The organism is Corallococcus sp. RDP092CA (assembly GCF_041903675.1).
Taxonomy (GTDB): Bacteria; Myxococcota; Myxococcia; order Myxococcales; family Myxococcaceae; genus Corallococcus.
The window spans coordinates 30,056-45,366 of record NZ_JAYESI010000004.1 but is presented as its reverse complement, the minus strand read 5'-3'; the positions used below and the strand labels follow the sequence as shown (position 1 = coordinate 45,366).

Annotated in this window: 14 protein-coding genes; 6 read left to right on the top strand and 8 right to left on the bottom strand. The window is 73.0% G+C overall.

The genetic code is table 11. The features are described from left to right. Positions 1–17 precede the first annotated feature (17 nt). Entirely contained in the window at positions 18–854 is an 837-nt protein-coding gene (locus U8525_RS06255) for a hypothetical protein (protein WP_374262408.1), read from the bottom strand. Positions 855–1,005: 151 nt separating this feature from the next. Between U8525_RS06255 and U8525_RS06250 the strand changes: the two genes are divergently transcribed. Then, on the top strand, positions 1,006–2,196 hold the full coding sequence (locus tag U8525_RS06250; protein ID WP_374262405.1) for a substrate-binding domain-containing protein: 1,191 nt from the start codon (positions 1,006–1,008) through the stop codon (positions 2,194–2,196). Between the two features lie 84 nt (positions 2,197–2,280). Here U8525_RS06250 and U8525_RS06245 read toward each other — a convergent pair whose 3' ends face one another. From U8525_RS06245 to U8525_RS06230, 4 genes are all read right to left on the bottom strand, one after another. Next, positions 2,281–2,553 carry a FruA-associating protein, FapA gene (locus U8525_RS06245; protein ID WP_374263037.1) on the bottom strand — a complete coding sequence of 91 codons (273 nt, stop codon included), beginning with the start codon at positions 2,551–2,553 and terminating at the stop codon, positions 2,281–2,283. Between the two features lie 138 nt (positions 2,554–2,691). Next, positions 2,692–3,573, bottom strand: coding sequence for an aldo/keto reductase (locus U8525_RS06240; protein ID WP_374262402.1), 882 nt, complete (start codon positions 3,571–3,573; stop codon positions 2,692–2,694). Further along, the gene (locus tag U8525_RS06235; RefSeq protein WP_374263034.1) at positions 3,570–4,379 is read right to left on the bottom strand and encodes a hypothetical protein; all 810 of its coding nucleotides are present in this window, start codon (positions 4,377–4,379) and stop codon (positions 3,570–3,572) included. The genes U8525_RS06240 and U8525_RS06235 overlap by 4 nt, the downstream gene beginning before the upstream one ends. Before the next feature lie 92 nt (positions 4,380–4,471). Further along, positions 4,472–4,918 (bottom strand): Spy/CpxP family protein refolding chaperone, encoded by a 447-nt coding sequence (locus U8525_RS06230; RefSeq protein ID WP_374262399.1) that lies wholly within the window; start codon positions 4,916–4,918, stop codon positions 4,472–4,474. Positions 4,919–5,173: 255 nt separating this feature from the next. Between U8525_RS06230 and U8525_RS06225 the strand changes: the two genes are divergently transcribed. The 3 genes from U8525_RS06225 (at position 5,174) to U8525_RS06215 (ending at position 10,739) form a co-directional block, all read left to right on the top strand. Next, complete coding sequence (locus U8525_RS06225; protein ID WP_374262396.1) at positions 5,174–8,311, top strand: tetratricopeptide repeat protein; 3,138 nt, start codon at positions 5,174–5,176, stop codon at positions 8,309–8,311. Positions 8,312–8,363: 52 nt separating this feature from the next. Next, a complete protein-coding gene (locus U8525_RS06220) occupies positions 8,364–9,245 on the top strand; it encodes a sigma factor-like helix-turn-helix DNA-binding protein (RefSeq protein WP_374262394.1) in 882 nt (293 codons plus the stop codon). A 162-nt stretch (positions 9,246–9,407) separates the two neighbouring features. Then, entirely contained in the window at positions 9,408–10,739 is a 1,332-nt protein-coding gene (locus tag U8525_RS06215; RefSeq protein ID WP_374262391.1) for a matrixin family metalloprotease, read from the top strand. 45 nt (positions 10,740–10,784) lie between these two features. On the opposite strand, the gene U8525_RS06210 is transcribed toward U8525_RS06215, so the two are convergent. From U8525_RS06210 to U8525_RS06200, 3 genes are all read right to left on the bottom strand, one after another. Further along, on the bottom strand, positions 10,785–11,609 hold the full coding sequence (locus tag U8525_RS06210) for a serine hydrolase domain-containing protein (RefSeq protein ID WP_374262388.1): 825 nt from the start codon (positions 11,607–11,609) through the stop codon (positions 10,785–10,787). 142 nt (positions 11,610–11,751) lie between these two features. Next, on the bottom strand, positions 11,752–13,689 hold the full coding sequence (locus U8525_RS06205; RefSeq protein ID WP_374262385.1) for a glycoside hydrolase family 15 protein: 1,938 nt from the start codon (positions 13,687–13,689) through the stop codon (positions 11,752–11,754). A gap of 84 nt (positions 13,690–13,773) precedes the next feature. Further along, entirely contained in the window at positions 13,774–13,989 is a 216-nt protein-coding gene (locus tag U8525_RS06200) for a DUF4267 domain-containing protein (RefSeq protein WP_374262382.1), read from the bottom strand. A 39-nt stretch (positions 13,990–14,028) separates the two neighbouring features. Here U8525_RS06200 and U8525_RS06195 point away from each other — a divergent pair, with 39 nt between their 5' ends. Both U8525_RS06195 and U8525_RS06190 read left to right on the top strand, forming a co-directional pair. Next, a complete protein-coding gene (locus U8525_RS06195; protein WP_374262380.1) occupies positions 14,029–14,433 on the top strand; it encodes a helix-turn-helix domain-containing protein in 405 nt (134 codons plus the stop codon). An 82-nt stretch (positions 14,434–14,515) separates the two neighbouring features. Further along, complete coding sequence (locus U8525_RS06190; protein WP_374262378.1) at positions 14,516–15,127, top strand: hypothetical protein; 612 nt, start codon at positions 14,516–14,518, stop codon at positions 15,125–15,127. The last annotated feature ends 184 nt before the right edge of the window (positions 15,128–15,311 follow it).

Genomic DNA, 15,311 nt, shown 5'->3' with positions numbered 1-15,311 from the left:
GCGCGGCACGCCTCTTCCTAGGGGGCGCCTTCCGCCGCGCTGCCGCCTGCGGACGTGGCGGCCTTCTGGAGGGTGGCGGCCGTGGGCTGGCGGTCCACCTCCTCCGGCGGGTAGGCCAGCGCCGCGTCCAGGTACTTCTTCGGCTGGATGCGCCGGCGCTCCCACTTCGACAGCCCCTCGGGGCTCAGCAGCGTGGGCTCCGCGTCGCCGGACTTCTCCACGACGTGGCCGTCGCAGAAGAACCACTCGATGCGCCCCCCTTCCGGGGACTGCCGCGCGAAGAAGAGGTCCGGCTGCCCCACCTTGGGGGGCTTCGGGCACCAGGTGTCCTTGGCCTTCGCCTCGCGCTCCGCGCCCTGCTCGCGCCACTGCTTCTGGGCCTGGCGCAGCGCCGCGGCCGCCTGGATCTGGGGCGCCAGCGCCATCCGGCCCCGCGCCTCCGTCAGCAGCTCCGCGCCGCGCTGGGCCAGGTCCGGGAACGCCCCCGAGCGCCGGAAGCCGCAGTCCTTCAGCGCCCGCAGGTTGTCCTCGTGGACCTTCAGGACCGGGGGCAGCGTGCGCAGCCCCTCCTCCAGCAGGGCCAGGTGCTTCGCGTGCTCCAGCGCCTCCGGGTCCAGGGCCTGCTCCGTCTCCTTGACGAAGCGCGCCAACAGGCCGTTCACGGCGGTCAGCTCGTCCTGGAACCAGCGCGGCTCCGCGTCGCAGGGGCTCGCCTTCGCCCCCGTGTAATCCCGATACTCCGCCCGGGACATGCCCAGCGCGTAGTGCTGGACGGGAGGGGGCTGCTTCGCCGCGCAGCCCCCGAACACCGCTCCCAGTCCCAGGAGCGCGATGCTTCGTGCCAGTGTCCTCATCTGGGCCATTGTGCCACCCCTATGAGGACAAACAACCCATTGGACGGGTTCCTGGACGGGGAGCGGCCTGGGGAGAAGCCGTGAGTGACAGGGTTGTGACAAAAGCACCGCCGGGCTTTCCAGGCCGGCGGCCCAGGGTACGAGGGGGGGAATGAAGGCCCGGATCCTCCTCCTCATTGGCGTGCTGGCCGCGGCGCTGGGGGTGTTCTACCTGCTGGCGGCCCCGGAGGCGCCCCGCCCGGAGGCGCCGGAGCCGGAGGCCTCGCCGCTCCCGTCGCGCAAGCGGGTGACGGACATCACGTTCCTCTACAGCACGGAGAAGCGGGCGTGGGTGGAGGCGGCGCTCGCGGACTTCGAGCGGACGCACCCGCACGTGCGGGTGACGCTGGAGGGGCAGGGCTCGCTGGAGGCGGCGCGGGCCATCCTGGAGGGGCGTCAGCGGCCCACGGTGTGGAGCCCGGCGGACAGCGCCGTGCTGCGCATGCTCGCGGCGGACTGGGCGACGGACGACTCGCACGGGCCGCTGTTCGCCACGCGGGGGGACGCCGCGCCGCAGCCGCTGGTGATTACGCCGCTGGTGTTCGTGGGCTGGCGGGACCGGATGGACGTGCTGCGCAAGGCGGGCGGGGGCGCGGCCCTGTCGTGGAAGACGCTCCAGCGCGCGGTGGCGAGCGGCCGGGGCTGGCCCGCGGTGGGCGGCCCGCCGGAGTGGGGCTTCGTGAAGCTGGGCCACACGGACCCCACGAAGTCCAACTCCGGCCTCCAGGCGCTCCTGTCCGCGACGCTGGAGTACCTGGGCCGCCGCGCGGGCGTGGAGGAAGGGGAGCTGCTGGAGCCGGCCTACCAGGCGTGGCTCCAGGGGCTGGAGCGGGGCGTCACGCGCTTCGAGCCGTCCACGGGCACGTTCATGACGGACCTGGTGCGCTACGGCCCGTCCCGCTACGACCTGGCGGTGGTGTACGAGAGCCTGGCCATCGCGCAGCTGGGCAACGCCGAGGGGCGGTGGGGCCAGCTGCGGGTGGACTATCCGCCGGTGACGCTGTGGAGCGACCATCCGGCGGCGGTGCTACAGGCGGACTGGGTGACGCCCGAGCAGCGCGAGGCGGCGCTGGAGTGGGTGTCCTTCCTGCGAAGCCCGGAGGTGCAGGCCCGGGCGCTGGCGTTCGGCTTCCGGCCGGCGGACCCCTCCGTGCCGCTGAAGACGCCGGGCGCGGACAACCCCTTCACGCGGCTGGCGGCGCAGGGCATCCGCGTGGACGTGCCGCCCGCGGCGGACGTGCCGGACGCGTCCGTGCTGCGCACGCTGCTGGAGCTGTGGACGCGCATGGGCGTGGGGCGCTGAGCGCCGCCCTGCTGCCGGAGCTTCTCCCGGGGCTCCGGCGGAGGCGGAGCGCGAGCGTCCGACACCCATCGACACCGCGACGACCTAACGCACCTGCGCCACGAACTCGGCGACGCGCAGGGCCCAAGCCTCCGCGGAGTCCAGCTCGGCGCGGGCGTCCGCGTAGCGGTCGAGCGAGGCGTCCGAGCCGTCCCGCTCGAAGACCGCCGCGTTGAAGTCCTTCTGCGCCGTGGTGAGCCACTGGCTCGCGCGCATGCGCAGCCAGTTCGCCACCTGCGGCGTGGGCTCCACCTGGTTCAGATCCAGCGCCGTGGGGTGCAGCTCCACCGCGTCTCCATCCTTCTGAGACTCTGGCATCACGTTCATGGATCGGATGGTTGCCACGGCCCCGAGGCCTAGCACCCGGCCCGTTTGGACGAGACAAACGTCGGTCCTGCACAGTTGCCAGCGCTGAAATCTTCGCTGGAGGACGGAACCTCGGACTGGCGGGCTGCGTCAGATGACGCCATCCCAACCGTTGTCATGGCGACGGAAGGCGTCCCGGATGGCCTGGACGGTGGGGTCCGGGAGGGGCCCCTGCTCCAGGGTGCGCGCGTTGGCGCGCAGGTTGTCCAGCCGCGTGGTGCCCACGATGCAGGTGGCCACGCCCGGCGCGAACGCGGTGAAGCGCAGCGCCAGCTCCGGCCACTCCAGGCCGTCCGTCGGGAGCGCCATGCGCTGCATCCGTTGCCAGTACTCGCCCACGTCGTGCGCGTAGGGGCGCCCCGGGAAGCGCCAGGGCGCGTTGGCCAGGGGGCGCTTGGCGATGACGCCGACGCCGCGCTCGCGGGCCTTCGCCACGCCATGGTCCAGCGAGCGCTGGTCGAAGAGGTTCACGGACGTCTGCACCACGGCGAACGCGCCCGTCTCCAGCGCGGCGTCCAGCCCGGCGTTGTCGCCCGAGTACGCGGCGGCGCGCACCTTGCCCGCCTCCACCGCGCGGGTGAGCGCCTCGATGAGCCCCGGGCGGAGGAGCACGTCCGGCGGACACGAGTGGAGGTGCAGCACGTCCAGCACGTCCGTGCGCAGGCGCTGGAGCGCCAGGTCCACGCCGCGCGTGATGCACTCGGGCGTCCAGTCCTCCACGCCGGGCACGCCGTAGCCGCACTTGGTGGACAGCACGAACTCGCGGCGGCGCGAGCCGAGGAACCGGCCGATGCGCTCCTCGGACACGCCGTAGCTGGGCGCGGTGTCGATGAGGGTGATGCCCGCGTCGAGCACGCCGTTGAGGAGCGCCTCCGCGTCCGCGTCGCTCAGCGCTTCGTTGCCCAACGGCCCCGCGCCGAAGCCGAGCGCGGACACGGTGAGGCCACTCTTTCCCAGGGGACGTTGAATCATCGGGTGGGGCCCTCTCCACGCGCGGCCAGGTCGATGAAGCCGCGGATCCAGATGAGGTTCACGGCGTCGCACGCGTCCTGCGGCGTGGGCGTGGTGGTCTCCAGCGCGGCGGTGTAGGGCACGCCCTGGCGCATGTACCAGTCGGTGACGCTGCCGTCGTGGAAGAGGACGAGGCCGTGCTCGTCGGCGTAGGCGTGGTCATCCACCTTGCGGCTCGTCACCACGGTGGCGTGCGCGGCGGAGGCCTCCAGCATCGGGAGGTAGGCGGCCTTGTCGCCGAAGGCATACGCATAGGTGGCGACGCCGCCCAGGTAGTTGTCCTGGTGGATGTCGAGCGCGGCGTCCGGGGCGGGGAAGCGCGCCAGGTCGCCTCTCACCGCGCGCGTCTCCTTGGGGCCGCCGTCGTACAGGGCCCAGCGGAGGATGGACGGGTCGCCCACGAGCTCGCCGCGCCACTCGCCGGGGGCGACCTCGTAGCGCATGAAGTCGTTGTTGGGCTTCTCGCCGCTGCGGTTGTAGCGGGTGCCGTCCTCGAAGCCGGAGGGGTTGATGCACGGGTAGACGCGCAGGCCCACGCCCTTCGACTTCGCGTACGCGACGACGTCCGGCAGGTGCCTCGCGAGCGTCAGCGGACCGGCGGGCTCCTCCCCATGGAAGCCGGACGTGATGACGAGCCAGCGGTCGCCCGGGACGATGAGGCGGAAGAGGGGATAGTCGCGCCCCCCTTCGTGCACCTGGCCGTATTCAGAGAGCTCCCCCAGGGAGGCGTGGGAGCGGATGCGTCGAGCGTAGTCGGTGTAGTCCACCGTCCGACCATAACCGCGCGCGTCAGCCCTGCCCACGGCAGGTTCCGGGGGCGCCGCGGAATGTGTCATTCCGCGCGCACCGTGGGCGGGCGTTACTTCTCGCCGGCGCGCTCGCGGAAGTCGCTGACCAGCTCCTGGCGCTGGGCGGGGGTGAGCGTGCGGTGGACCTCGAGCACGGCATCCACGGCCTTGTGGGCGAAGGCGCGAGCGGCGTCGATGCGCGCGTCGACCAGGGCGTGGAGCTTCGCGGCGTCGGGCGTGTCGGACGCCAGCTGGGTGACGGCCTCGGAGCGGGCGGCCTGCTGGTCCTTCATGAGCGCCTGGCCGTCGCTGAAGAGGCGGTCCTTCACGGCGTGGATGGAGGAGCGCTGGGCCTCGGTGGCGTTCAGGTCATCCAGCTTGTCATCCAGCTTCCAGGTGACCATCTGGTGGATGCGCTCCGGGTCGGGCGCGCCGCGGTGATGGCGGCCGAAGCCGAAGCCGGTGAGCAGGGTGACGGCGACGACGGCGGTACCGGCGATGATGAGCGTCTTCTTCATGGCGTGTGGCTCCAGGCGGAGGGGCTGTTGTTTCCCGCTGCTTGACTGGAACCAAGATGGAAGCCGCGGGTTGCGGTGGCTTGAGCCGGCGGTGAAGAAGTGTGAAGGCCGCGGATGTCGCGGGCTGGTGGGTCGCCGCGCCGTCTCGGCCATGCAGCGCGTTCGCGCCAGGGCACCAGCCGGCGCCGCTGCTTCTGTTCCCGGGGGCTTTGCGTTTAGATGCCCGCCGCTCCCCCAGCGCCGCGCGGTTCATTCATGTCTCAGTGCCCTGACGAGAACGAGCTGCTGGATGGGGCGCGAGCGCGGCTGTCGGCGGAGTCGCAGGCCCGGCTGGAGGCGCACCTGGACGGGTGCGCCGCGTGCTGCGAGGTGCTGGCCGGCCTGGAGGGCGGGCGCTCCCTGTCCCAGCGTCCCCCGCCCCGTGGCGCGCCGCTGGAGCCGGAGGCGACGCCGCGGCCCGGGGGGCGCGTGGGCCGCTACGTGCTGCTGCGGCGCGTGGGGGAGGGCGGCATGGGCGTGGTGTTCGCCGCGTATGACCCGGACCTGGACCGCCAGGTGGCGCTCAAGCTGCTCAAGCCCGGCCGGGTGGCGGACGCGGAGGCTCGCGCGCGGCTGATGCGGGAGGCCCAGGCCCAGGCCCGGCTGTCCCATCCGAACGTCGTGACGGTGCATGACGTCGGCCTGGATGGCGACACGGTCTTCCTCGCCATGGAGCTGCTGCGCGGTGGGACGCTGCGCCGCTGGTTGGCGGAGGCTCCGCGGCCCTGGCGCGCGGTGCTGGCGCGCTTCGTCCAGGCGGGACGGGGGCTGGCCGCCGCGCACGCGGTGGGCCTCGTGCACCGCGACTTCAAGCCGGACAACGTGCTGCTGGGCGAGGATGGCCAGGCGCGCGTCGCCGACTTCGGCCTCGCCCGCGCCGGGCCCATTCCGTCAGGCGCACCGGACGACACCCGCGCCGAAGCGTCCCCCGCCCGCGAGGCGCCGCGCCCCGGAGGCGCGACGCCCCCTGGCGCCGCGCTGGGCACGCCCGCGTACATGTCCCCGGAGCAGTGGCGGGGGCACCCCGCGGACGCGCGCAGCGACCAGTTCAGCCTCTGCGTCGCGCTGTACGAGGCCCTCTTCGGCCAGCGGCCCTTCGCGGGGGAAACGGCGCGGGAGCGTGGGCTCGCGGTGCGCGAGGGCCGGGTGCTGCCACCGCCCCGGAACACGCGGGTGCCCGCCGGGGTGAGGAGGGCGGTGCTGCGCGGCCTGGCCCCCGAGCCCACCCGGCGGCACCCTTCGCTGGACGCGCTGCTCGCGCGGCTGGAGCCTGCTCCGCGCGCGTCGCGCTGGCGGCTGGCCGCGGCGGCGCTGGCCCTGGGCGTGATGATCAGCGCGGCCGTGGGCTTCGCCGTGATGCGGGGCGGCGCCCGGCAGCGGGTCTGCGCCGGCTTCGAGGCCCGGCTCGCGGGCACGTGGGACGCGGCGCGACGGGCGCGGCTGGAGCAGCGCTTCCGCTCGGGGGCGCTGTCCGCGCCCGAGCGCGCCTTCCAATCCACCGTGCGCGCGCTGGACGCCTATGCCCAGGCGCTGGTGGCCCAGGAGCAGCGGTCCTGTGAGGACACGCGCGTGCGCCAGACCCAGTCCGAGCGGCTGATGGACCTGCGCGCGGCATGCCTGGATGGCCGGCGCCAGGCGCTCCACGTCCTGGTGGAGCTGCTCGAAGGCGGCGAGCGCGAGGCGCTGCTCCGGGCTCCCGAGGCGGCGCGACGGCTGCCCTCGCTGGCCGCGTGCGCGGACCTGGCGGTGCTGGCCCGGGTGGATCCGCTGCCGGAGGCCCCGGAGACCCGCGCGCAGCTCTCGTCGCTCGTCCGGGAGCTGGACGGGCTGCGCGCGCAGGGCGCGGCCGGCTTCCACGCGCGGGTCCTGCCCCGGCTGGAGGAGGTCGTGGCGGCGCTCCGCGGGCTGGGACACCGCCCCACGCTCGCGCGGGCCCTGCTCCTGCTGGGTGAGCTGCGGGGCACCGACGGCGGCTTCACGGCGGCGCGCGAGGTGCTGGAGGAGGCCGTGCGCGTCGCGGAGGCCGGACACGACGACGAGACGGCCGCGTACGCCTGGAACCGCCTCCTCTACACGGAGGGCGAGGGGCTGGGCCTGGTGAAGGAGGCCCAGCGCACCGCGCGCATGGCGGAGGCCGCCCTGGCCCGGCTGGGGCCCGAGGGCTCCGCGGAGGTGGCGGCGGAGCTGTACCGCTTCCGCGGCGCGCTGAGCTACCGGCAGGGCGAGTTCGCGCGGGCCCTCGCCGACGCCGAGCGGGCCGTGGCGCTGCTGGAGCACGCGGAGGGCGCGCGGGACGAGGCGCTCGCGGAGTCCCTCGCCTGCATGGGCCGGGCGCTCAACGGCCTGGGCCGCTACGCCGAGGCGGAGCGGCACTCCGCCCGAGCCCTGGCGTTGGTGGGCGCCGTGTACGGGCAGGACCACCCGCTGCGCGCGGTGTACCTCAACAACGTGGCCACCGCGCTGCGGCTCCAGGGCCGGGTGGCCGAGGCGGTGGCGCGCTATCGCGAGGCGCTCGCCCTGGGCGAGCGCCACTACGGGGCGGATCACCCCACCACGTGCGTCATGCGCGCGAACCTGGGCGACGCGCTCGCGCGACAGGGCCGGCTGGAGGAGGCGCTGACGCACTACGAGCGCGCCCGGGCCAGCCTGTCCGGCGGCGGGGACGGGGAGCGACTGCGGCTGACGGCCGTGCTGCTGAGCCTGGGCAACGCGCGCTCGGACCTGGGCCAGCTGCGGGAGGCGGAGGCCGTCTACCGCGAGGCGCTCGCGCTCCAGCAGGCCCAGCTGGGCCCCCGGCACCCGGACGTGGCCCTGTCGCGCAACAACCTGGGGACGGTGGCGCTCGACGCGGGTCGCCTGCGCGAAGCGCGCGAGCACTTCGAGGCGGCACGGGAGCTGTGGGAGGCCGCGCTGGGACCGGAGCATCCGAAGGTGGCGAGCGCCCTGTACAACCTGGGCCACGTGGCGCTGCGCATGGGCCAGGTGCGCCCGGCGATCGCCTACCTGCGGCGGGCGCTGGCCGTGCGCGAGGCGGCGCTCGGCGCGGAGCACCCGCGCGTGGTGCCGACGCTTGGGCTGCTGGGCGAGGCGCTGTGGGACGGCGGCCAGCCGCGCGAGGCCCGTGAGCGGTTGGAGCGGGCGGTGGCGCTGTCCACGCGGGTGGAGGTCCCCCCGCCGGAGCATGCCCGGGCGTGCTTCGCGCTCGCCCGTGTCCTCTGGCCGACGCGCGCCGAGCAGCCCCGGGCGCTCGCCCTGGCGCGGGAGGCGCTGGAGGCCTATTCGCGTGGCTCGCCCATCGACGCGCCCCGCGCGCGCGAGGTGCGGGCCTGGCTGTCCGCTCACGGCCCGTCGTGAGCGGGAGCGCGTGTCCCCGCCCGCGTGGGCGGGTCTGTCGCAGGAGGTGGCCATGCCGTCCGAGCAGACCGAGTTCTTCCTCTCGCGGGCCCCCCGCGCGCTCGTCCCGGCGCTGCGGGCGCACCCCGGGCTGGAGGAGGTGCTCGCGGGCCTGGTGCGGACCGCGCGCGAGGCCTGGCCGGAAGTGGGCCTGGACGTGGAGGCCTTCCTGGCGCACGCCGCGGAGCGGCTGCCCGCCACGGGTGACGCTGGTGACGCGCTCGCGGGCCTGTGCGCGCAAGACCTCGCCCTGGCCTTCACCTGCGCGCGCGGCGACGCGCGGGCCCTCCAGGCCTTCGACGCCCACGTCCTGTCTCAGGTGGGGACGTGGCTGCCGGGCGAGGCACCCTCGCAGGTGGACGAGCTGCGGCAGTTGCTGCGCCAGCGGCTGCTCGTCCCGGTGGGCGGCGGCGCGCCGAAGCTGGCCTCCTATTCCGGGCGCGCGCCGCTGGCGCAGTGGGTGCGGGCGGTGGCGCTGCGGCTGCACATCGACCAGCAGCGCGCCGCGCCGCGCGAGCAGCCGGTGGGCGAGCGGCTGCCGGGGCTGGCGGAGCGGCTGGGCGCGGACCCCGAGCTGGCCTTCATCCGCGAGCGGCACCAGGAGGACTTCCGCGGGGCCTTCCGCTCCGCGCTGGGCAGGTTGGACACGCGGGAGCGCAACCTGCTGCGGCTGCACCACGTGCATGGCCTGTCCATGGACGCGATGGCGGCCACCACGCAGGCGCCGCGCTCCACCGTGGCGCGTTGGGTCGCCCGCGCCCGAGAACGGCTCCTGGCCCTCACCCGCGAGGAGCTGACGACGCGGTTGGGGCTCACCCCCGGCGAGCTGGACAGCCTGCTGCGCCTCGTGCGCAGCGAACTGGACATCAGCCTGCGCCAGCTGCTGGCGGACTGACCCCGCGCTCCGAAATCACGGCCGGGTGAGACGAAATTCGCGAACTCTCGTCCCTGGGGAAAAACCGCAACCGATGGAACCACGGGCCGCCGCCGCGTCGAGTCGCGCGGCGTCGTGGACGCCGTGTGTCCGGAGGTGCGCGTCACGCCAGGGAGGAAGCCCATGAAGCCGTGGACCCGATGGAGCACCGCCAAGTCCGAAGTCACCGCCTGTCTGCGGGCGCCCCGCGCCTGGGCCGTGCCGCTGGCCTTGCTGGGCATGTTGGGGTGCACGAACGACGCGGGGAAGGAGGAGGCCGTCACCTCCGCGCCGGGGGACGCGCACGTGAAGGCGTGGGTGCCGGAGACGCCGGTGCCCGCTCCTGCGCACGCCGAGGGGACGGAGCACACGCTCCAGGTCGACTGGGTCCTCCAGGAGAAGACCGTGGAGGCGCTGACGGACCACTCGGCGCTGATCATCGACGGGACGGTGGAGTCCACGCGCTACGACGTCCTGCGCACCTACGCGCGGTCGAAGGAGGAGGGGGCGGTCCCGGGTGAGCTGAGCGGCCTCTACACGGACCTCCCCGTCACCATCGCGACCGTGAGGATCTCCGACATCGCGCGCACGTCGAGGGAGCTGCGGAGCGCGTCGGGTGGCGTCGTCGCGCAGGGAGCCACCGTGGACGTCATGTATCCCGGCGGCCTGCTCGCCGATGGCTGCACGCTCGCGCCGGAAGACAGCCCGCTGCCCGAGGTGGGGGAGCAGGCGGTCCTCTTCCTCGCGCCGCAGGACGGCGTCAAACCGCTGGCCACGCAATCCCTGACGGGCGTCTACGGCGTGACGGGGGGCCCGGTGGGGCGCGTCCTCGTGAAGGGGGGCTTCGTGCAGGGCCCGAGCTCGCCGCTTCACGCCACCGCGCTCAAGGCGCACCTGGGCGGCCCCGTCGGCGCGCTGCTCGCGAGCGCCAGCGCTCGCGCCCGGGCCGTCGAATACGTCCGCCCCGAGGCGCGCGCGCTGCCTTCGGTGGAGGACGCGCCGGGCGGACCGACCGCCCAGAGCTGGTGCGGGGTGCCGCTCTTTGGCTACAAGTGGTGCCGCCGCCCCACGAACGTCACCTATACGGACTACACGACCACGCGCTGGCCGGTTGGCGACGCGATGAACGCGTGGATGTATACGAGCGTCTCGAACAGCCTGTACCTGTACTGGCGCGGCAGCGGCTCCTCCGACGTCATGGTCTATGAGAACTGGTACGGCACCAACGGCTGGTATGCCTATACCTGGAACTACGCGTCGGGGGGCTGCATGACCGGCAGCATCGTGAACATGAACAACACGTATCACGCGGGTGCGTACCACGCGAAGAGCGTCAGCGTTCATGAGATTGGTCACACCCTCGGCATCGCGCACCATCGGGATTGCAACTCAATCATGTATTACAATCCCCCCGCCTGCGGCTCCGCCGTCACGTCCTGCGACGCGCAGGTGGCGTCGGAGCTGTATCGGTACTGAAAGCCGCTGGCAGGCGAGGTGGCGGCGGTGGACGGGCGCTGATGCTCAGCGTCCGTCCCAGAACGCCATGTCGCCGTACTCCCAATCCCAGGGCACGCCAGCCTCGCCCAGCACGAAGCGAACCAGGTGGGGATAGGCGGGCTCGGCGCGGACGTCGTTGCTCAGGATGAGCACGCAGCGGCGTCCGCGCGGCAGGCACACGAGGGTGTTGGCGGTGCTGTCGTTGTGGCCGTTCTTGAAGAACCCGCGTCCCTGGGGGCCGTCGAACACCACCACGCCCAGCCCCGCCGCCAGGTCCTTGCGCCGCGACTCCGGCGGCAGTTCATCCTGGAGGGTGGGGAACTGGCTCCGGGGGGTGATGGGCAGTTGCGGCGAGGTCATCCGGGTGAAGGTTTCAGGCGACAGGCCCTCACCGCTCACCAGCGCCGCGGCGAAGCGCGACAGGTCGTCGAGGGTGGTGTCCATGGAGCCTGCCGCGCGCACCCGGCTGCGTTCGTCGTGCGGCTCCACGCCGCCGTCGAGCTTCCAGCCGTCCGCCAGGTTCGTTGCGAAGTCGGGCCGCCACGTCATGCTGGTCGTGCGCATGCCGAAGCGGTCGAACACGCGCCGTTGCAGCTCCGCGCCCACGTCCAGCCCGAGCCCGCGCTCGAGCACGAACTGCATCAGGATGATGCCGTCACCGGAGTACGCGAAGCGGCTGCCGGGCGCGAAGTGGATGCGCAGCCGCTCGTCCGGTTCAAGGAAGCCGAAGTTGGCGAAGCCCGCGCTGTGGGTGAGCAACACGCGCGGCGTGATGTCCCGCCAGCGTTCGTCACCCGCCAGGTGGGACCAGGTCGAGTAGCGGTCCTCGTCCGGGTACTGGCGGCTCACGAACCGCTGACGTCGTGGCACAGCCGCTGGCAAGCAACACACACAGGGCCCAGGTCCGCAGCGCGTTCCGCAATCGGCTCTCCTCCAGCGCGAAACAACCGCGAAGCACGAAGCGTACTCCACGGCTGGAGACCGCCCAGGGTCACTCGATGGAGGGCGGCTCGGGCTCCAGGAGGTGCGGGGGCTCCGACTGCCCTTCATCTCGGAGCCTGAGCGCGCGGTCGATGCGCGCGGCGGCGCTGATGAGGCCGAGGTGACTGAAGGCCTGTGGGAAGTTCCCCAACTGCTCGCGCGTCAGCGGGTGGAGCTCCTCCGCCAGCAGGCCCAGGTGGTTCGACGCCTCCGCGTGCGCGACGAAGACGTCCTCGGCCTCCTGGATGCGATTGGCCAACGCCAGCGCCTCCGCCAGCCAGAAGCCGCAGAGGATGAAGCCTCCCTCCGGCCCCGCGACCCCGTCCTCCATCCGGTACCGGCGCAGGAACGGGCCCGCGCCCAGCTCCGCGCGCAGCCAGTCGAGCGTCCTCAGGATGAACGGATCCGTCCCCCGGAAGCAGCCCACGATGGGCAACTGCAGCAGCGCGGCGTCTGGCTCGTCGCCTCCGTAGACCCCGACGAAGTGCTTGCGCGCCGGATCCACGCCGTTGCGCAGGATGTCCGCCCGGATGACGTCCGCCAGGTCGGCACTGGACTGCTCCAGCGCCGTCTCCCCGAAGAGCCGTGCCAGGTGCTGCCCCCGGCGCAGGGCCAGCCACCCCATGAGCTTCGAGTGGACGTTGTGCCGCATCTCCCGGCGCGGCTCCCAGATGCCGTGGTCGGGCTCGCTCCAGCGGCGGGCGGTGGCGTGGATGACCGAGCGGAGCAGCCGCCAGGTGCGCAGCGGCAGCCGCCCGCCGGAGCGCTCGTAGAGGTACGCCGCGTCGAGCAGCGCGCCCGCGGTGTCGAACTGGAATTGGTCCTTCGCGTCGTTCCCCAGCCGCACCGGCCGCGAGCCCTGGAAGCCGGCCAGGTGGTCCAGCTCCCGCTCCGGCGGCACGGAGGCACCGTCCAGCGTGTACATCACCTGAAGCGTGTCACCGCGCTGCAACGTGTCGCGCACGAAGTAGAAGAACTCGCGGGACTCGCTCTGGAAGCCGAGGAGGTTGGTGGCGCGCACCGCCATCGCGGAGTCGCGGACCCAGCTGAAGCGGTAGTCCCAGTTGCGAGGCCCTCCCATCCACTCGGGGAGCGAGGTGGTGGGCGCGGCCACCATCGCGCCCGTGGGGCCGTACATCAGCAGCTTCAGCGCCAGCGCGGAGCGCAGCACGTGGTGCCGCCACGGCCCTTCGTAGTGGAGCTGCTGCGCCCACTCGCGCCAGGCCTGGCGCGTCTCCCGCAGGTGGTCGAAGGGCCGGTATGCGGCCAGGGGCTCCGGCCGGTCGGAATCCCACGACAGGATCATCCAGCGCCGCTCGCCCGGTCCCATCCGGATGCGCGCCTGGAGGCCCGTGTCTCCCCGGCAGGGTTGGCCGCGCAGCGCCTCGCAGGGCCGCCACTCCGCCTCCCCGCTGAGCACGGCGACCAGCCGCTCCCCTCCCGAGCCCCGGGCGACAAGGCCGTGCTCCTCCCGCTCCACCCGCGTCCGCGACGCGCCGTAGCCGAAGCGCGGGTCGAAGACGATGCTCAGCTCCACCGGGCCCTCCAGGCACTCGATGCGCCGGTGCACCTCGTGGACGGTGGAGCGGGGGTCGTTGCTCCACGGCATGTAGTCGATGATGCGGATGGCTCCCCTGCGCTCGAAGCGGAACAGCGTCTCCAGGACGTTGGTGTCCGGGTCGTAGCGTTGCAGGCTCTCGAAGGGCCACACGACGGGGGTGATGCCGGTGATGCCGCCCTTCGCGTCATCGAGGATGCCCGCGAAGACGCTCGGGCTGTCGAAGCGGGGGAAGCAGAGCCAGTCGATGACGCCGTCCGGCCGGACGAGCGCGCAGGAGCTTCCATCGCCAATCACCCCGCGGGCGGCCAGGGAGATCTCCCGGTAGGACGCCGGGTTGGTGAACCGGAAGGGGCGGGCCATCCGCCTGGCGGCGCTGTAGAGGTCCATGAGCAGGCGTGTCGCGGGGCAGGAGCGCGACCTCCCGCCCTCAAAGTAGCCACGCCCGCCAGACGGCCGCGCCTGGACGCTGAATCAAGCGGTGCCCTTCTGGGGGCGCAGCAGCGCGGCGGCCAGCACGGCTCCGTCGGCCGCCGCGCTTCCATGAACGGCGAGCGCGAAGGCGAGCGAGGCACCGCCATGCAGCACGGTCAGCGCGTCCACGGTGGGCATCACGATGCAGGCGAGGACGAAGACGCCCGCGGCCTGTCGCTGCCGGATGGCCACCAGGGCGAACATCGCCAGTGCCACGCCGAGTCCCTGCCTGCCTTGACGTAGTAGAGCCAGGGGATGACCTCGCCCCCGGAGTTGGGGGCGCTCGGCGACCAGACGCTCGCCAGCGCCCTGGGCTGGATGCACGCGGAGCCAGGGCGGAGCTGGACCGTGAGCGAGCTGGCGCGGCGCGCGGGGGCTTCGAGGGCGACGCTCGCGCGGCGCTTCGCGAGCGAGGTGGGCGTGGCGCCTCATGAGTACCTGACGCGGCTTCGGATGCAGGAGGCCGCGCACGCGCTGCGGGAGGGGCAGGACGGGCTCGCGGCCATCGCGGGCCGCGTGGGCTACGAATCGGAGTTCGCCTTCAACCGGGCGTTCCGGCGGGAGATGGGAGTGCCTCCCGGCGAGTACCGGCGCCGTGCGCACCGGCTGGAGGGAGCTTCTTCCGGGACCCCTCAAGGCGCCATCCCCCAGAAGAGGTAGAGACAGTCAACGTCCGCCTGGACATCGTGCGCCCCGAACACCGACCTCTTGGGGGCGTCACACAGGTATGAAGATTCATCGGATGTTGGCAGTGGTCGCGGGACTGTCCCTGGCGGGTTGCGGCGGCGGTGACGACCCGGGGGAGGACAACACCCCGCCGGTGACATGCTCCGCGGCGAACTGCGCGGGCTGCTGTTTCAACAACACCTGTCAGACGGGGAATACCGCTTCCGCGTGTGGAAAGGCCGGGGCCACGTGCCAGACGTGCAACGCGGCCCAGGTCTGCAAGACGGAGCAGACGTGCGGCGCGGACCCGGCGGGTGTCTGGCTCGTCCAGCCCCTGTCCGCTCAGATCACGGCCAACAACAATGGCTCGGCCTGGGATGCGGATGGCTCCGCGCCGGATGTCTTCGTGGAGATGCAATGCCCGGGGGCGACGCTGGCCTCCTTCACACCGGAAGTGGAGAGCTATACGCCCGCCTGGGCTTCGGGCGGTTGCACCGCCACGGCGGGTCGCCTGCTCTCGGAGCCATGGGGCTTCCGCGTCTGGGACAGTGATATCAGCGTCAATGACACCATCACCGGCGTCCTCCTGTATCAGTTCAGGGAGGAGGACCTCACCGCGGGCCGTGTCACGCTCCAGTCTTCGGGGGGAATGACGTCCATCACCGTCGGCGTCCGGAAGCAACCGTAAGGGCGCGAACCAGGACCTGCCAGGGGATGGCGGCACCGAGCGCCGCGCCTGCTGCTCGAAGCGCCGCGTGGCCGCTGTCGAGCAGCACCGGGCTGAGCATGTGGGCGCAATCGAAGCTCAGCCCGGAGCGCGCCGTGGCGGACGGGTCATATGGCTTTGTCTCATTGCCCGACGTGGCGACGAG

Excerpts from the sequence above, each read along its gene's own strand:
- U8525_RS06195 (WP_374262380.1), top strand. The coding sequence starts at position 14,029 with ATGACCTCGCCCCCGGAGTTGGGGGCGCTCGGCGACCAGACGCTCGCC.
- U8525_RS06190 (WP_374262378.1), top strand. The coding sequence starts at position 14,516 with ATGTTGGCAGTGGTCGCGGGACTGTCCCTGGCGGGTTGCGGCGGCGGT.
- U8525_RS06250 (WP_374262405.1), top strand. The coding sequence starts at position 1,006 with ATGAAGGCCCGGATCCTCCTCCTCATTGGCGTGCTGGCCGCGGCGCTG.
- U8525_RS06230 (WP_374262399.1), bottom strand. The coding sequence starts at position 4,918 with ATGAAGAAGACGCTCATCATCGCCGGTACCGCCGTCGTCGCCGTCACC.
- U8525_RS06205 (WP_374262385.1), bottom strand. The coding sequence starts at position 13,689 with ATGGACCTCTACAGCGCCGCCAGGCGGATGGCCCGCCCCTTCCGGTTC.
- U8525_RS06220 (WP_374262394.1), top strand. The coding sequence starts at position 8,364 with ATGCCGTCCGAGCAGACCGAGTTCTTCCTCTCGCGGGCCCCCCGCGCG.
- U8525_RS06215 (WP_374262391.1), top strand. The coding sequence starts at position 9,408 with ATGAAGCCGTGGACCCGATGGAGCACCGCCAAGTCCGAAGTCACCGCC.
- U8525_RS06225 (WP_374262396.1), top strand. The coding sequence starts at position 5,174 with ATGTCTCAGTGCCCTGACGAGAACGAGCTGCTGGATGGGGCGCGAGCG.
- U8525_RS06240 (WP_374262402.1), bottom strand. The coding sequence starts at position 3,573 with ATGATTCAACGTCCCCTGGGAAAGAGTGGCCTCACCGTGTCCGCGCTC.
- U8525_RS06245 (WP_374263037.1), bottom strand. The coding sequence starts at position 2,553 with ATGCCAGAGTCTCAGAAGGATGGAGACGCGGTGGAGCTGCACCCCACG.
- U8525_RS06255 (WP_374262408.1), bottom strand. The coding sequence starts at position 854 with ATGAGGACACTGGCACGAAGCATCGCGCTCCTGGGACTGGGAGCGGTG.